The organism is Vibrio profundi, from assembly GCF_005281835.1.
GTDB lineage: Bacteria > Pseudomonadota > Gammaproteobacteria > Enterobacterales > Vibrionaceae > Vibrio > Vibrio profundi.
This window is the reverse complement of sequence record NZ_RZIS01000014.1, coordinates 1-16,242: the sequence shown is the minus strand read 5'-3', so window position 1 is coordinate 16,242 and position 16,242 is coordinate 1. Positions and strand designations below refer to the sequence as shown.

Sequence of the window (16,242 nt, the reverse complement as noted above, 5' to 3'; positions counted from 1 at the left end):
AATTTGTGTCCATATATCTAGTTATGAAGAGGATGCCGATAGGGCCTCTGAACCGTTTTCTTGGATCGATTGATTCAGTTTCGCTCCCGCTATCAAGCACAGTGAGGAAACGCTAAGAAAGCACACAACTTAATTTGATTGGACACCTCGTCTACCTGTGTAAATACACAAAGAGTGGTTTGTCTAAACCTAATCGTTTCACGCCTATAGGCTGAGCATTAGGCTATTGCTTTAAAAAGGATAGTAATATGAGAACTGTAGATTTCACTCCCCTATACCGCAACGCTATTGGCTTCGACCGTCTGTTTAACCTGATGGAAGCGAATACGTCTAAAAATACTTCTGGCGGCTACCCTCCGTACAATATTGAACAGCAAGATGAAAATAACTACCGTATTACCATGGCGGTGGCTGGCTTTGCTGATGAGCAACTGGATATTACCCAGAAAGAAAACATGCTCATTGTACGCGGTGAGCGCAAACCTGAAGAAAATAAAAACTATGTCTACCAAGGCATTGCAGAGCGTGACTTTGAACGTAAATTCCAACTAGCGGACTACGTGAAAGTCATTGGTGCAACCATGGAAAATGGTTTGCTACACGTGGATTTGGAAAGAGAAATTCCGGAAGCAATGCAACCTCGTAAAATTGCGATTAATGGTAAAAACCTAATCGACAATAACTAACTCTTATTTTTAGGTGTTAGATAGAGTAAGAGCGCCAATTGGCGCTCTTTTTGATTGGGTTTAATCTTTAGCCTAGCGCTTAACCTTCCGCGTAAGCCTTGTTAATTTCTTCAGCAATAATCTCGATACCTTTGTGCATAGCGTCATCAGGTTGAACATAGTTCATGCGTAAACACTGATGTGTGTGCGCCCAATTATCTTCTTGCTGGCCAATAAAAAAGTATTCACCAGGTACAATCAGGACGCCACGTGCTTTTAAGCGATCATACAATTCCATGGTGGTGATTGGCAGTTCATCAAACCATAACCAGAGGAAGATAGCGCCTTCTGGTTTATGGATTCGAAAGCGCGGGTCATCAATCGCTTGCTGCAGTAACTCAACGGCACGTTGGGACTTTTGCTTATAATGTGGCTTGATGACTTCAGTGCTCAAACGCAGTAAATCACCTTTTTCAATCATGTGATTAGCCAGTGCTGGCCCAATACTACCTGGCGCTAAGCTAATGATGCCGTTCATGTTTGTGAGTGCCTGTGTGATTTCCTCACTAGCAATGACGATTCCGCAGCGGACTCCTGGCAAGCCTAGCTTAGATAAGCTCATACAAAGAATGGTGTTTTCGTTCCAAAATGGAGTGACATCTTCGAAGATGATATTTGGAAAAGGCACACCGTAAGCATTATCAATAATCAGTGGGATGTTGTTTTCACGAGCCAGCTTATCTAGCTTGCGAACTTCTTCATCGGTTAACACGTTACCCGTTGGGTTGGTTGGGCGAGACGCACAGATTGCAGCCACCGACTCATCCACTTTCAATTCTTCAAAGTCGACATGGTATTTAAATAAACGGTTATCGAGTAGCTCGATTTCTGGGTGGTAAGACACGAAGATATCGTCATCAATACCCGCATCGCCATAGCCAATATACTCAGGTGCTAGCGGTAATAGGATTTTCTTGTGCGAACCGTCGGCTTGTTGACCAGCCAGTAAATTGAATAAGTAGAAAAAGCCACTTTGGCTGCCATTGGTCAAACTGATGTTCTTTTCGCTGATATCCCAGCCATAAGTATCTTTGAGTAATTTCGCTAGCGATTTAACAAAGGCATCTTTTCCTTGAGGCCCATCGTAATTGGCCATGGCGGCCACGAGTTCCCCGCTGGCGAGCATTTCTCCACTGGCTTGGTTGAAGTAATCGAGCATGGCAGGAATAGCAGCAGGGTTGCCGCCTCCGAGCATGATGGCTCCTGGTGTACGCAGGCCATCATTCAAATCGTCCATTAGACGAGTAATTCCAGAGTATCGATTAAATTTTTCACCAAACTTAGAGAATTGCATTACTTATTTTACCTAATTCATTGCGATTGCTTGTTATGTGTCGTTAAGGCTGACCTTCGCCTGCCACCAGAGTAATCCTTGAACATACCTCAATGCTTTTGCGACGCAAAGCTCGAATTGCTTTAACACGGAAAAAACTTATTTTTCTTTTAGTGATAGTCAATCGTTTCTATCTTCTCAAGTTAAGCGAAAAGCACTAGTTGTTACATAAAGGGATGCTGTGGCGAGCGTAATACATCTTCTAGGGATGTCAGTGGTGAAGGGGATAAAGCAGTAATAATTTGATTGAGATGGAAAAGCTGGGACAAGAGAGCGATAAAAAGAGGAATTTTCAGGTTTAAGAAACGTTGGATTATATTCTGCAATAAAAAAAGGAGAAGCAAATGCTTCTCCTCTATATTTATTTCAGATTACTTCTATTTTTGAAGTAAAGAAATATCGGCAATCTGTAGGAACAGGTTACGTAGGTTATTCAGTAGCGTTAGACGGTTCTTCTTAAGCGCTTCGTCATCAGCCATAACCATTACGTTATCGAAGAACGCATCAACAGGCTCACGTAGAGCTGCTAGCTTGCTTAGGGCTTCTTGGTAGTTACCTGTCGCGAATGCTGGCTCTAATGCTTCTGTCATTACAGCAACGTTTTCAGCCAGTGCTTTCTCTGCATCTTCTTGAAGAAGGGCTAGATCGATATCTGCTGCTAGCTCACCATCGAATTTCGCAAGGATGTTACCTACACGTTTGTTCGCTGCTGCTAGTGCTTCTGCCGCTTCTAGTTCACGGAAGTGAGAAACCGCTTTAACACGTTGGTCAAAGTCAGTTGGCTTAGTTGGACGGTTAGCCAGTACTGCCTGGATGATATCCACGCTGAAGCCGGCATCTTGGTACCATGCACGGAAACGACCTAGCATGAAGTCGATAACATCAGCTTCTACGTTGTCGTTGGTTAGCTTGTCGCCTAGTAGTTCTTTCGCTTTTGCGATCAGATCCGTTAGGTCTAGGTTGTAGCCGTTTTCAACGATAATACGTAGCACACCTAGTGATGCACGACGTAGAGCGAATGGGTCAGAACCTTTTGGAGCTTGACCAATACCGAAGATACCGACGATAGTGTCTAGCTTGTCTGCCATTGCTACTGAAGAAGAGATGCCAGTGCTTGGTAGGTCATCACCTGCGAAACGAGGCATGTACTGCTCGTAAAGTGCTAGTGCAACTTGCTCGTCTTCACCATCGTGAGTCGCGTAGTGCATGCCCATTACACCCTGAGTATCCGTGAATTCGAACACCATAGAGGTCATTAGGTCACATTTAGCCAGTAGGCCTGCACGCTTAGACTTCTCAACGTCAGCATCGATTTGCTCAGCGATGTAGCCAGCAAGCTCCGTGATGCGGTCTGTTTTGTCTTTGATCGTACCAAGTTGCTTCTGGAAGATAGCTTGGTCTAGTTCAGGAAGACGGTCGATAAGAGGACGTTTACGGTCTGTGTTGAAGAAGAACTCAGCATCAGCAAGACGTGGGCGTACCACTTTCTCGTTACCTTCGATAACGTGGCGAGGCTCTTTAGACTCGATGTTCGATACGAAGATAAAGTTAGGAAGTAGCTTCTTGTTTTCATCGTAAACAGGGAAGTATTTTTGGTCACCTTTCATGGTGTAAACCAAAGCTTCAGAAGGAACTTTTAGGAACTCTTCTTCAAACTTCGCTGTTAGTACTACTGGCCATTCAACCAGAGACGTTACTTCTTCAACAAGGTCATCTTCTAGGTCAGCTTTACCGCCAACCGCTGCTGCTGCTTTTTGCGAATCAGCTAGGATGATTGCTTTACGCGCTTCGTAATCTGCCATTACTTTACCGCGCTCTTCTAGGATCGCTGGGTATTGCTCTGCAGAATCGATAGTGAACTCTTGCTCACCCATGAAGCGGTGACCACGGATAGTGCGGCCAGATGCTACGCCTAGGATCTCACCTTCGATAAGGTCAGCGCCCATTAGCATAGTCAGTGTTTTAACCGGGCGGATGAACTGGGTCGTCTTGTTACCCCAGCGCATTGGCTTGGCGATAGGCAGGTTACCTAGTGCTTTAGCCGCTAGCTCAACAACGATTTCAGACGTTGCTTGGCCTTTTACTTCTTGTTTGAAAAGAAGCCATTCGCCTTTGTCTGTTACTAGACGGTCAGCTTGTTCAACCGTGATGCCGTTACCACGAGCCCAGCCTTGAGCTGCTTTTGTTGCGTTGCCGTCAGCATCGAATGCTACAGAAACTGCTGGGCCACGTTTTTCAACAACTTTGTCTTCTTGGCCTTCAGCCAGTGCTGCTACTTTAAGAGCAAGACGACGAGGAGCCGCGTACCATTTTACACCTTCGTGCGTTAGGTTTGCGCCTTTTAGCTCAGCTTCGAAGTTTGCCGCGAATGCTTCTGCTAGGGTGCGAAGTTGCGTTGGTGGTAGCTCTTCAGTACCCAGTTCAATTAGAAATTCTTTAGCCATGATTACTTCTCCTCGTCCTTCTTGCACATTGGGAAGCCAAGCGCTTCACGCGATGCGTAGTATGCTTCTGCTACTGATTTAGTCAGGTTGCGGATACGAAGGATGTAACGTTGACGCTCTGTTACAGAGATAGCTTTGCGCGCATCAAGGATGTTGAATGCGTGGCCTGCTTTTAGAATGCGCTCGTAAGCTGGAAGCGGAAGTGGCTTCTCAAGCTCAAGTAGCTCTTTACACTCTTTTTCACACTGGTCGAAGAAACCGAATAGGAAATCTACGTCTGCGTGTTCGAAGTTGTACGTTGATTGCTCAACTTCGTTTTGGTGGAAGATGTCACCGTAAGTTACGTTAGAGCCGTCTGGTGCTACGTTCCATACTAGGTCGTAAACCGAGTCTACTTCCTGGATGTACATTGCTAGACGCTCGATACCGTAAGTGATCTCGCCTGTTACAGGCTTACACTCAAGGCCGCCAACCTGTTGGAAGTAAGTAAACTGGGTTACTTCCATGCCGTTAAGCCATACTTCCCAACCAAGACCCCATGCGCCTAGCGTTGGGTTTTCCCAGTTGTCTTCTACGAAGCGAATATCGTGAACCAGCGGATCGACACCAAGCACTTCAAGCGAGCCTAAGTACAACTCCTGAATGTTATCTGGAGATGGCTTTAGAGCTACTTGGAATTGATAGTAGTGCTGCAGACGGTTCGGGTTTTCACCGTAACGACCATCGGTAGGACGACGTGAAGGTTGAACGTATGCCGTTGACATTGGCTCTGGGCCAAGTGCACGTAGACATGTCATTGGGTGAGAGGTGCCAGCACCTACTTCCATATCCAAAGGTTGAACAATGGTACAACCGTTTTGAGCCCAATAATCCTGCAGCGCGAGGATCATTCCCTGGAAGGTTTTGATATCGTATTTTTGCATAGTCAGGTTCGCGCGATTCTTCTGAATGAATTAATAAAAATAACCATTGAGTATACCCAGATATTCGTAAAGCGAGTAGAGGTATTCTTGTTTAATTAGTGGTCTAAAATGTCGTTTAGTGGATTTTTTTACCTTTAATCGCTGTTTTTCGGCTTAAGTGGATTTTTTGACAAGTTTCATACTTGTTTTTACGGGAATGAGCGAATAGAATTTCGCGGTCTTTGGGGAGTAGCCTGCTTATTTTGCTTTCATGCTGAATAGGTTCGTTCGTCAACATAATTGGTGCAAAATCACCATGGCGTCCGAGACTCATCGCCTGATGGGTTTAGCAAGACCTTAGACAAACATCGTGAACCGGGGTGGGGCGCGAGGTTTGTCTTAGGTTAAATATAATAATCCTCACCCCAAATGAGCATGTCGTGAGCGTTTTAGCAATTTCAATTACAACCGTAGCCCTAGCAGAAATCGGCGATAAGACCCAACTGCTGTCGTTGTTGCTTGCCAGTCGGTACCGTAAACCAATCCCAATTATTGCTGCTATCTTTTTAGCAACGATAGCCAATCATGCCTTAGCTGCGTGGCTTGGCGTTGTTGTGGCGGATTATCTGTCTCCTGATGTTTTGAAGTGGGTGCTGGTGGTCAGTTTCTTGGCTATGGCAGGCTGGATCCTGATCCCAGATAAACTGGATGACGATGAAAAAATCTCTAACCGTGGGCCGTTTATCGCCAGTTTTATCGCGTTCTTCATTGCAGAGATCGGGGATAAAACTCAGATAGCGACGTCGATTCTCGGTGCGCAGTATGCAGATGCGTTAACTTGGGTCATCTTAGGAACCACTATCGGTATGTTGTTGGCCAATGTACCTGTGGTGATTATTGGTAAGTTATCGGCAGATAAAATGCCATTAGATTTGATTAGAAAAGTGACGGCTGTGCTGTTTGTGGCATTAGCAACCGGAGCTGCAATCCTATAGTTATTGAATATGTGATTTAGAGTTAAATATCAACAACTAAAGAAGCTTATTTTAGATCAAACTCTAGTTCGATAAGCGGTGCGAGTGTGGGCGTTGACACATAATTGTCACACTGGTCATGCTACCTTAATCTTGTGATCGGTTTTATCTTTATTGATACAAGCAAGAGGGCATGACTATGTTAACGCGCTATATGGGGATGACCCCACAAAGCCAAAGTTACTTGTTTACCTTTGGTCTCGCACTGACTCTACTGGGGATGGTGTTGACAGATATGTGGCTACCTATGGTGGCGGGGGCAATCATTATGACGGGCCTCGCGGTTGAAGCATGGATACGATCGGCTCACATTATTCCGATGCGACACGAAATGCGAACAATGAGAAAGCAAATAGAAAAGCTGCAATCAGAAGTTCGTACAATAGAATTCAATGAATAACAAAAGGCAGCCACTTGGCTGCCTTTTACATTTCTCTTTGTGTAACCCATTGCGAGATATCGCAATAATTCGTATGTTACACGAAAGTTAATCCATGCCTTTTTTTATCAGGTACTGATAAGGTAACTGTTCGGTTTGCGCACCAATAAGTTGGTGATCCATAAAGCGGCAAAAACTTGGAATATCTCGGGTAGTGGATGGATCGTCTGCTTTTACCAGCAACACATCACCATCTTGCATGCTTCTAATTGTCTTCCTGACCATCATTACCGGCTCTGGGCAGCGCAGTCCTTCTGCCTCTAAAGTGTTCGTTGCTAGCTCGGGATTGAATGTCATGTTTACTTCTCTAATGTGTACTTAACGCAAAGAATAATACTTCTGCAGAAAAAATATGCAATAACCTCTTGGCAAACCGAATCATTTCCTATAAATTAATTAACAAGTTGATAACAACTGAGCTAAGGAGTGGCGATGTTGACAGGTTTAGATAGACTTACGATTTATTCAGTACTGTGCTTTATTTCTTTCTGCGCATTAGTACTTAGAACACCCGCAGAGGCTTCATTAATGCCACTTGCAGGTATGAGCGCTACAATTTTTGGTATTTGGGTAGAAATGCGCCGCTGGCATGGCATTTCTGAAGAGCAAGAACATTAACCCGAACCATTTACTTAATTCCGATACGACATTCCGACACTATCCCCAGTTTTCTTGGGCTTCCCCGCTGAAAGGCGGGATTTTTTTTGCCTGAAGCATGGTATAAAAGAGAAAGAATCACTACTTAGGTACTGAGTGTGGAATTAGAAGAAATTTATCGCCGCGACCTTAATCTATTGGTTGCGCTAAAAGTCCTGATTGAAGAAGGTAGCGTTAGCCAAGCCGCCATTCGTTTGAATTTGAGTCAGTCAGCGACCAGCCGAGTCTTAGGGCGACTGCGTGAATTGTTGGATGACCCGCTGTTTACCCGTCAAGGGCAGCGTTTGTTACCAACGAGCAAAGCGCTAGAAATAAGCCAGCAAATTGAGCAACCTTTAGAGTCATTTCGTCAATTACTCACTCCGAGTGAATTCAATCCATTTTATTGCAGTGAACGCTTTCTGATCGCGACCACTGATTACGCAATGCAGACTATCTTGCCTTACGCGTTGCCTAAGATTTATGAGCTTGCTCCTAATATTTCGTTGGAATTTGCACCGCTGCAACACGAGCATTTGTTCAAGCAGCTTGGCACTGAGAAGGTAGATATGGCGATTTGCCGCCCAACGGGTTCGGTGGCGCCTTTGCACCAAGAAGTTCTCGGCCCTGTTGGTGTTTCATGTTTGGTGTCGAAGAATCACCCTTTGGCCAAAGAGCCTTTAAGCTTGGATGATTACATTAACCTTCCGCATGCGATGATTGCCATTAGTGATGGGGTAAAAGCGTTACTCGATAACGCCCTAGCGAATCAAAACCCGCGTCGAATGGTATTGCGTGCTTATCATTTAGAAGCGGCATTAGCGATCGTTGATAAAATGCCATTGGTCATTACCGTTCCTGCAGATTTGGCGTATTTGGTTGCTGAGCGATATGACTTGGTAATCAAACCGTTGCCGTTTGATTTTATGCCGTTTGATTACTCACTGATTTGGCATGCACGATGTGATACCTCTGAATCACAAAAGTGGCTAAGACGAGTCGTAAAAGAAGAGTGCGGAAAGTTGATTCAAAAACGCATCGCCGATGTAGGGCTTGGTTGATTTCCATTCACTGATCAAAGGATAAATAAAAAGGGCTGATATCACATCGGCCCTTTGTGTTGATTGGTGCTCTTTAACTAGCAGTCTTTAAGTGTGCCAGTTAAATTTTGATGGCTAAAGTTTAATGACAACGCGACCAGTGATTTGACCGTTGGTAATGTCTTCAGCTGCCTGGATTGCGTTATCTAAAGACACTTCTTTGGTTGCTTGGTCGTAGAAAGATTCTGGTAGTAATTCCGCCAGTTGTTCCCATGCTTTAATGCGTTTTTCACGTGGGCACATGACTGAGTCGATACCTTGCAAACGTACGTTGCGTAGAATGAATGGCATAACGGTAGTCGGTAGATCAAATCCACCTGCTAAACCACAGATTGCAACCGCGCCGTTGTAATCAATTTGTGCCAATACTTTCGCAAGTACTTTACTGCCTACTGTATCAATGGCACCCGCCCATAATTGTTTCTCTAGTGGTTTCGCTGGCTCTTCTAATTCGGCACGTTCAACAATACGTGTCGCACCTAACGATTTTAGAAGCTCGCCATTTTCTGAAGCGCGCCCGGTTACTGCTGCTACTTTGTAACCCAGTTGTTTTAGTAGAGTGATAGACACGCTGCCCACACCACCACTTGCGCCAGTGACTAGGATTTCACCGTCTTCAGGTTTGATACCTGCATCGACAATAGCTTGAACACAAAGCATTGCGGTGAAACCAGCAGTGCCGATCGCCATTACTTTCTTAGCGTCTAGACCTTTAGGCATTGGTACTAGCCAATCACCGTTAAGGCTCGCTTTTTCGGCCATGCCACCCCAATGGCCTTCTCCAACGCCCCAGCCCGTTAGTACCACTTCATCGCCTTCTTTATAGCGAGGGTCATCAGACTGAGAAACCACTCCAGATAGGTCAATACCCGGAACCATAGGGAAGTTACGTACGATACGGCCCTTTCCTGTAATGGCTAAGCCATCTTTGTAGTTAAGAGAAGAGTAGTTAACGTTAATTTTTACGTTACCTTCTGGCAGTTGTGATTCATCAATTTGAGAAACAGCTGCGATGGTTTTTTTGTCTTCTTGGTTAAGTACAAGTGCTTTAAACATGATCTGCTCCGTTGGAGGAATAATAAGAAACTGCCAATAACTGTAGACGAGTAACCTTAGAAAAAATAATGAAACTTCAACATTAGATCTATGCATAAAATGCATAGTTTCTAGAATATGTTCAACCTAAATAAAGAAAAGCGCAATCACTAAAACATGAATTGCGCTTTTGAAGGGAGGTTCATTAGTTACGCTTAGTAAGTTTACTATTTACTAAGCGTGGGTATTACTATGGACGTTCAAAAACAGTCGCAATACCTTGGCCTAAACCAATACACATGGTGGCTAAACCGTATTTTGCGTCTTTGGCTTCCATCAAGTTAATCAGTGTTGTTGAAATACGAGAACCAGAACAACCTAGTGGGTGACCAAGAGCAATTGCACCACCATTAAGGTTTACTTTCTCATCAACCACATCGAGTAGACCTAGATCTTTAGCACATGGTAGTGATTGAGCAGCAAACGCTTCGTTTAGCTCTACAACACCCATATCTTCAATGGTTAGGCCAGCACGTTTGAGTGCTTTTTGTGTCGCAGGTACTGGGCCATAGCCCATGATAGAAGGATCGCAGCCAGCAATAGCCATCGATTTCACGCGAGCGCGAATCTTCAAACCAAGCTCATTCGCTTTCTCTTCACTCATGATCAGCATTGCCGATGCACCATCCGATAACGCAGAAGATGTACCTGCGGTTACGGTACCGTTAGCCGGGTCGAATACAGGACGAAGCTGAGATAGGCCTTCAACCGTTGTTTCCGGGCGAATGACTTCGTCGTGATCAAGTGTGAACAATGAACCATCAGCCGCGTGACCTTCTGTTGGAAGAATTTCGTTCTTGAATCGACCTTCTAGCGTCGCGGCATGAGCACGAGCATGTGAGCGTGCGGCGAATGCATCTTGGTCTTCACGGCTGATACCATGAAGCTTACCTAGCATTTCAGCCGTTAAGCCCATCATCCCTGCGGCTTTTGCGACGTTCTTCGACATACCAGGGTGGAAATCCACACCGTGTGTCATTGGTACGTGGCCCATGTGTTCTACACCGCCGATTAGGCAGATCTCTGAGTCACCAACCATGATAGAACGAGCTGCATCATGCAGCGCTTGCATAGATGAACCACATAAACGGTTGACGGTTACGGCACCAATCTCAATTGGGAGCCCCGCAAGTAGCGCTGCGTTACGGGCAACGTTGAAGCCTTGCTCTAGTGTTTGTTGCACACAACCCCAGTAAATGTCTTCGATCTCAGACGGGTTAACTTGTGGGTTACGTTCTAGAATGCCTTTCATCAGATGTGCCGATAAATCTTCAGCACGAGTGTGACGGAAAGCTCCACCTTTGGAACGTCCCATTGGGGTGCGAAGGCAATCAACAATAACTACATTATTCATTTTGCTATTCCTTTTCCAAATGTGGGTTACAGAGAACTGTCTTGTTGAGCGTCGTAAAAGCTTTCGCCTTTCGCCGCCATATCAAGCAATAGTTGAGGAACTTGGTACATTGCACCTAAGTCTTGGTAGCCTTTCGCCATTTCAACGAAGTTACCAATACCCACACTGTCTAAGTAGCGGAATACGCCGCCTCTGAATGGAGGGAAGCCTAAACCGTAAACCAGAGCCATATCTGCTTCTTGTGGAGAGGCGATAATGCCTTCTTCAAGACACAGCACGACTTCGTTGATCATTGGAATCATGACACGTTGAATGATGGTTTGATCATCAAACTCTTGAGGTGCCTGGCATACGTCCGCTAATACTGGAAGGATATCTTCCGAGAACGTTTTTTTAGGGCGACCGCGTTTGTCTACGCTGTATGTGTAGAAGCCGCTGCCATTTTTCTGGCCATATTTGTCGGCTTCGTAAAGTGCATCAATTGCATCGCGTCCTTCTTTACCCATACGCTCAGGGAAACCTTGTGCCATTACCGCTTGTGCGTGATGAGCAGTATCCAAGCCAACTACATCAAGTAGGTAAGCTGGGCCCATTGGCCAACCAAACTTACGCTCCATGACTTTGTCGACTTTGGTAAAGTCTGCACCGTCACGCAGCAACATGCTGAAACCACCAAAGTAAGGGAAAAGTACACGGTTTACGAAGAAGCCTGGGCAGTCGTTAACGACGATCGGTGATTTACCTATTTTTGCAGCGTAAGCCACAACTCGGTTGATGGTTTCATCAGAAGTGTGTTCACCGCGGATGATTTCTACGAGAGGCATACGGTGCACAGGGTTAAAGAAGTGCATACCACAGAAGTTCTCTGGGCGTTTTAGCGACTTAGCCAGTAAGTTAATTGGGATCGTAGACGTATTAGAGGTAATAACCGTGTCTTCACCCACTTGGCTTTCTACTTCACTTAATACAGCAGCTTTGACTTTCGGGTTTTCTACGACCGCTTCTACGATTACGTCAGATTGTTCGATACCTGCGTAGTGTAGGCTTGGCGTAATCGACGCAAGAATACCTGCCATCTTGAAGCCATCGAGTCGGCCGCGTGATAGGCGTTTGTTCAATAGCTTGGACGCTTCATTCATACCAAGGTCAAGAGAAGCTTGTGCGATGTCCTTCATCATCACTGGCACGCCTTTCAGTGCCGATTGGTAAGCGATACCACCACCCATAATACCGGCACCTAGCACGGCTGCTCGCTCAGTATCTTTATTGGCAGATTTACCAGCTTGTTTCGCTAGGCCTTTGATGTATTGGTCATTCAGGAATAAACCAACAAGCGCTTTTGCTTCTTCAGATTTTGCGAGTTTAACGAAGTGCTTACGCTCGATGTCTAATGCAGCGTCGCGATCGCAGCGAGCCGCTTCTTCAATAGCAATAACGGAAGTGATTGGAGCTGGGTAATGCGGGCCTGCTTTTTGAGCGACTAAGCCTTTTGCCATTGTGAAGCTCATCATTGCTTCAAGTTTGCTTAGCGAAAGTGCTGAAGTTTTTTGTTGACGGCGTAGTTGCCAGTCCAGTTTTTCATTGGCGGCAAGTGAAACAGTATTAATCGCAGATTCAAGCAGTTGTTCGGTTTCTACAATCGCATCTAACAAGCCAACTTTCAGTGCTTCATCCGCTCGGCATGCTTTACCTTGAGTGATGATTTCCATCGCGCTATCGGCTCCGATAACACGAGGTAAGCGCACACAACCACCAAAGCCAGGCATGATACCTAGTTTGGTTTCTGGTAAGCCGATGCTGGTGGTCTTGTCACCAATACGGAAGTCGGTTGCAAGTACGCACTCACAACCCCCGCCAAGTGCATGGCCGCGCATCATTGAAAGAGTGGGTACAGGTAAGTCTTCTAGCTTGCTAAAAATAGAGTTAGCGAATCTTAACCATTGATCGAGTTCTTCTTCTGGTTTGGCAAATAAGCCAAGGAACTCAGTGATATCCGCGCCTACGATGAACGCGTCTTTGTTTGAAGTTAAGATCAAACCACGTAAACCTGATTGTGCTTTGAGTGCATCTAATGCTTGGTCTAGCGATTCTAAAGTAGCAAGGTCTAGCTTATTGACGGATTCAGGAGCGCAGAAGCTGAGCTCAGCTATTCCATCTTGTAATTCCTTTACCTGTACGGTGTTAGCTTGGTAAATCATTGTCTATCTCCATGACGTACAATCCACGATTGCGTGAGAGAATTCTTGTATGTTTCTATCGTTATTGAGCTTCTGGTTAGACCAGTTATTTTAGTGTGTACCCGGCTCTGGCTAAATTCAATACATTTTTTAAACAATTGTTTAACATTGTGCGTTGGAACAGATCTCTAACGGTTATTCAACGTGCGTGATACACTTTGCTTTCCTCATTAATAAAGCCATCAATATGAATGACCAGCCTTACTTGATTCCGCTGCTATCCGCGCAGTTTGAAGAAGAAATAAAGAAGAGTGTGTTTATTACTCATCTTGCCCATACTCCAAGTGTAGAGCTCGCGAAACAGTTTGTTGAACAAGTAAAAACTGAACATGCTTCGGCGAGACACAATTGCTGGGGATTTGTTGCTGGTCGCCCTGAAGACTCGATGAAATGGGGTTTCAGTGATGATGGCGAGCCGTCTGGTACAGCAGGTAAGCCTATTTTGGCGCAGTTGTCTGGTTCTGGTGTGGGGGAAATTACCGCGGTGGTGACCCGTTATTCTGGTGGGATAAAGCTTGGCACCGGTGGTTTAGTCAAAGCCTATGGTGGTGGAGTACAACAAGCTCTCAAGCTGCTTCAAACTATCGAGAAAAAAATAACCACAAATTTACGCCTAGAGTTAGACTATGGTTTCGTGCCAATCGCGCAATCAATAATGGCTCAGTTTGAAGCAAAGGAAGTGCAGGCTGACTATGGTGTGAATGTGGTCATGATTCTTGAGATCGAAGTTCTTCAAGTAGATGGTTTTATGGAAACCATCATCAATAAAAGCGGTGCTAAGGCGCTGGTATCAAAAATAGAAAATAACTAGGAAGTTTGAAGCCAACGCTTCGTCATATTCGCAATGCAATTTCGCTCAATTATTCGTATCGTCGGGTTATTGCTGGCACTGTTTAGTGTGTCCATGCTCGCACCAGCTTTAGTCGCGCTTATCTATCGAGATGGTGCGGGTGTACCTTTCGTTACTACTTTCTTTGTACTGCTTTTTTGTGGTGCGGTATGTTGGTTTCCGAATCGCCACCATAAACATGAACTGAAAGCACGTGATGGCTTTCTTATTGTTGTATTGTTCTGGACGGTTATCGGTAGCGCCGGTTCTTTACCATTTCTAATTTCTGATAACCCTAATATCTCTGTCACAGACGCTTTCTTTGAGTCGTTCTCTGCATTAACCACAACCGGAGCAACGGTCATCGTTGGGTTGGATGAACTGCCAAAAGCGATTCTGTTTTATCGCCAGTTTCTACAATGGTTTGGTGGTATGGGTATCATCGTATTAGCCGTAGCTATCCTGCCAGTATTAGGTATCGGTGGTATGCAGTTATACAGAGCAGAAATCCCGGGCCCAGTAAAAGACAGTAAGATGACTCCGAGGATTGCTGAAACAGCCAAAGCGCTGTGGTACATCTATTTAAGTTTAACGATCGCATGTGCGGTGGCTTTCTGGTTGGCGGGGATGAGCGCTTTTGATGCGATTAGCCACAGTTTCTCGACGATAGCGATCGGCGGCTTCTCTACGCACGATGCCAGCATGGGGTATTTCGATAGCCATACTATCAATATGATTACGGTGGTGTTCCTGCTCATTTCGGCATGTAACTATTCCCTACACTTTGCTGCTTTTGCTTCAGGTGGCGTTCATCCTAAATACTATTTTAAAGACCCTGAGTTCCGCGCCTTTATCTTTATTCAGGCGGTACTTTTCCTTATCTGTTTCTTGTTATTGCTCAATCATCATTCCTACGATTCGTATTATGATGCCTTCGACCAAGCGCTGTTCCAGACGGTATCTATATCAACAACAGCGGGCTTTACGACCACAGGGTTTGCAGAGTGGCCACTATTCTTACCTGTATTATTGCTGTTCTCTTCTTTTATAGGAGGATGTGCAGGGTCAACGGGCGGTGGCATGAAAGTGATTCGTATCTTACTTTTGACTCTACAAGGCGCGCGTGAAATGAAGCGTCTCGTTCACCCTCGAGCGGTCTACACCATTAAAGTCGGTGGAAGTGCGCTTCCTCAGCGAGTGGTAGATGCGGTGTGGGGCTTTTTTTCAGCGTACGCTTTAGTATTTGTCGTTTGTATGTTGGCATTAATCGCGACTGGAATGGATGAGTTAAGTGCATTCTCCGCTGTAGCGGCAACATTGAATAACCTTGGTCCTGGCCTAGGGGAAGTAGCCCTTCATTTTGGTGATATTAATGACACCGCAAAATGGGTGCTGGTGGTATCAATGCTGTTTGGTCGTTTAGAAATATTCACTTTATTAATTCTACTGACGCCTACGTTTTGGCGTAGTTAAGGATAGGTTGTGGCAAGAGCTTTATTTTTGTATTCAAGTCGAGAAGGGCAAACCAAGAAAATCCTTCACTATATAGAAGAAGAGCTTTCAGAGTTTGAATGCGATGTGTTGGACTTACATACTACAGTAGATATTGATTTCAGTGTCTATGATCGAGTCCTAATCGGTGCCTCTATTCGTTATGGTCATTTGAATAAAAAGCTGTACGCATTTATTCAAAGTAATCTTCAGCAGCTACAAAAGAGTAAAGTGGCGTTTTTCTGTGTGAATCTGACCGCTCGTAAAGAAGAGCAAGGTAAAGACACCCCTGAAGGCAGTGCCTACATCAAAACTTTTTTGACTAAGTCGCCTTGGCAGCCTGAATTGATCGGTGTATTTGCAGGTGCCCTCTATTACCCACGTTATAAATGGTTCGATCGAGTGATGATACGCTTTATTATGACGATGACTGGTGGGGAAACCGATACCAGTAAAGAAGTGGAATACACAAACTGGCAAAAAGTCTCCCTGTTCGCGGAGAAATTTAAGAATATTTAACGATAAAAGCCTACTTTTGAGTCGTTTTGAATGCTTTTTAGTCGAACAATCAAAAAAGTCAGAAAAAGTGAAAAAAGGGCTTGCCAATGTGATCGCAATCTCTA

At 45.0% G+C, this 16,242-nt stretch carries 15 protein-coding genes; 8 read left to right on the top strand and 7 right to left on the bottom strand.

Annotated elements, in window-relative coordinates:
* Positions 1–248 precede the first annotated feature (248 nt).
* A complete protein-coding gene (locus ELZ11_RS22075; RefSeq protein ID WP_137359548.1) occupies positions 249–686 on the top strand; it encodes an Hsp20 family protein in 438 nt (145 codons plus the stop codon).
* Positions 687–765: 79 nt separating this feature from the next.
* Here ELZ11_RS22075 and ELZ11_RS22070 read toward each other — a convergent pair whose 3' ends face one another.
* The 3 genes from ELZ11_RS22070 to glyQ form a co-directional block, all read right to left on the bottom strand.
* Entirely contained in the window at positions 766–2,019 is a 1,254-nt protein-coding gene (locus ELZ11_RS22070) for a valine--pyruvate transaminase (protein ID WP_137359547.1), read from the bottom strand.
* A gap of 416 nt (positions 2,020–2,435) precedes the next feature.
* Positions 2,436–4,502, bottom strand: a complete 2,067-nt coding sequence (gene glyS / locus ELZ11_RS22065; RefSeq protein ID WP_137359546.1) for a glycine--tRNA ligase subunit beta — start codon at positions 4,500–4,502, stop codon at positions 2,436–2,438.
* Between the two features lie 2 nt (positions 4,503–4,504).
* The gene (glyQ, locus tag ELZ11_RS22060) at positions 4,505–5,425 is read right to left on the bottom strand and encodes a glycine--tRNA ligase subunit alpha (RefSeq protein ID WP_008223226.1); all 921 of its coding nucleotides are present in this window, start codon (positions 5,423–5,425) and stop codon (positions 4,505–4,507) included.
* Positions 5,426–5,844: 419 nt separating this feature from the next.
* Here glyQ and ELZ11_RS22055 point away from each other — a divergent pair, with 419 nt between their 5' ends.
* Together ELZ11_RS22055 and ELZ11_RS22050 are read left to right on the top strand one after the other, a co-directional pair.
* The gene (locus ELZ11_RS22055) at positions 5,845–6,399 is read left to right on the top strand and encodes a TMEM165/GDT1 family protein (protein ID WP_137359545.1); all 555 of its coding nucleotides are present in this window, start codon (positions 5,845–5,847) and stop codon (positions 6,397–6,399) included.
* 178 nt (positions 6,400–6,577) lie between these two features.
* Positions 6,578–6,838, top strand: a complete 261-nt coding sequence (locus ELZ11_RS22050; protein ID WP_137359604.1) for a hypothetical protein — start codon at positions 6,578–6,580, stop codon at positions 6,836–6,838.
* Between the two features lie 87 nt (positions 6,839–6,925).
* Here ELZ11_RS22050 and tusA read toward each other — a convergent pair whose 3' ends face one another.
* Complete coding sequence (gene tusA, locus ELZ11_RS22045; protein WP_137359544.1) at positions 6,926–7,174, bottom strand: sulfurtransferase TusA; 249 nt, start codon at positions 7,172–7,174, stop codon at positions 6,926–6,928.
* A gap of 135 nt (positions 7,175–7,309) precedes the next feature.
* Between tusA and ELZ11_RS22040 the strand changes: the two genes are divergently transcribed.
* Positions 7,310–7,495: a hypothetical protein gene (locus ELZ11_RS22040; RefSeq protein WP_137359543.1), complete on the top strand. Its 186-nt coding sequence runs from the start codon at positions 7,310–7,312 to the stop codon at positions 7,493–7,495.
* A 137-nt stretch (positions 7,496–7,632) separates the two neighbouring features.
* A complete protein-coding gene (locus ELZ11_RS22035) occupies positions 7,633–8,574 on the top strand; it encodes a LysR family transcriptional regulator (RefSeq protein ID WP_137359542.1) in 942 nt (313 codons plus the stop codon).
* 114 nt (positions 8,575–8,688) lie between these two features.
* Here the strand turns inward: ELZ11_RS22035 and acuI are convergent, their stop codons facing one another.
* The 3 genes from acuI to fadB all read right to left on the bottom strand — a co-directional run bounded on the left by acuI (position 8,689) and on the right by fadB (position 13,260).
* Positions 8,689–9,669, bottom strand: a complete 981-nt coding sequence (acuI, locus tag ELZ11_RS22030; RefSeq protein ID WP_137359541.1) for an acrylyl-CoA reductase (NADPH) — start codon at positions 9,667–9,669, stop codon at positions 8,689–8,691.
* A gap of 229 nt (positions 9,670–9,898) precedes the next feature.
* Positions 9,899–11,062 carry an acetyl-CoA C-acyltransferase FadA gene (fadA, locus tag ELZ11_RS22025; protein WP_137359540.1) on the bottom strand — a complete coding sequence of 388 codons (1,164 nt, stop codon included), beginning with the start codon at positions 11,060–11,062 and terminating at the stop codon, positions 9,899–9,901.
* A 26-nt stretch (positions 11,063–11,088) separates the two neighbouring features.
* Positions 11,089–13,260 (bottom strand): fatty acid oxidation complex subunit alpha FadB, encoded by a 2,172-nt coding sequence (gene fadB, locus ELZ11_RS22020; RefSeq protein WP_137359539.1) that lies wholly within the window; start codon positions 13,258–13,260, stop codon positions 11,089–11,091.
* Between the two features lie 226 nt (positions 13,261–13,486).
* Between fadB and ELZ11_RS22015 the strand changes: the two genes are divergently transcribed.
* The 3 genes from ELZ11_RS22015 to hemG are packed head-to-tail and all read left to right on the top strand — an operon-like array spanning position 13,487 to position 16,138.
* Positions 13,487–14,110 carry a YigZ family protein gene (locus ELZ11_RS22015; protein ID WP_137359538.1) on the top strand — a complete coding sequence of 208 codons (624 nt, stop codon included), beginning with the start codon at positions 13,487–13,489 and terminating at the stop codon, positions 14,108–14,110.
* A gap of 33 nt (positions 14,111–14,143) precedes the next feature.
* The gene (locus ELZ11_RS22010) at positions 14,144–15,601 is read left to right on the top strand and encodes a TrkH family potassium uptake protein (RefSeq protein WP_137359537.1); all 1,458 of its coding nucleotides are present in this window, start codon (positions 14,144–14,146) and stop codon (positions 15,599–15,601) included.
* Between the two features lie 9 nt (positions 15,602–15,610).
* Positions 15,611–16,138, top strand: coding sequence for a menaquinone-dependent protoporphyrinogen IX dehydrogenase (hemG, locus tag ELZ11_RS22005; RefSeq protein ID WP_137359536.1), 528 nt, complete (start codon positions 15,611–15,613; stop codon positions 16,136–16,138).
* Positions 16,139–16,242 lie beyond the last annotated feature (104 nt).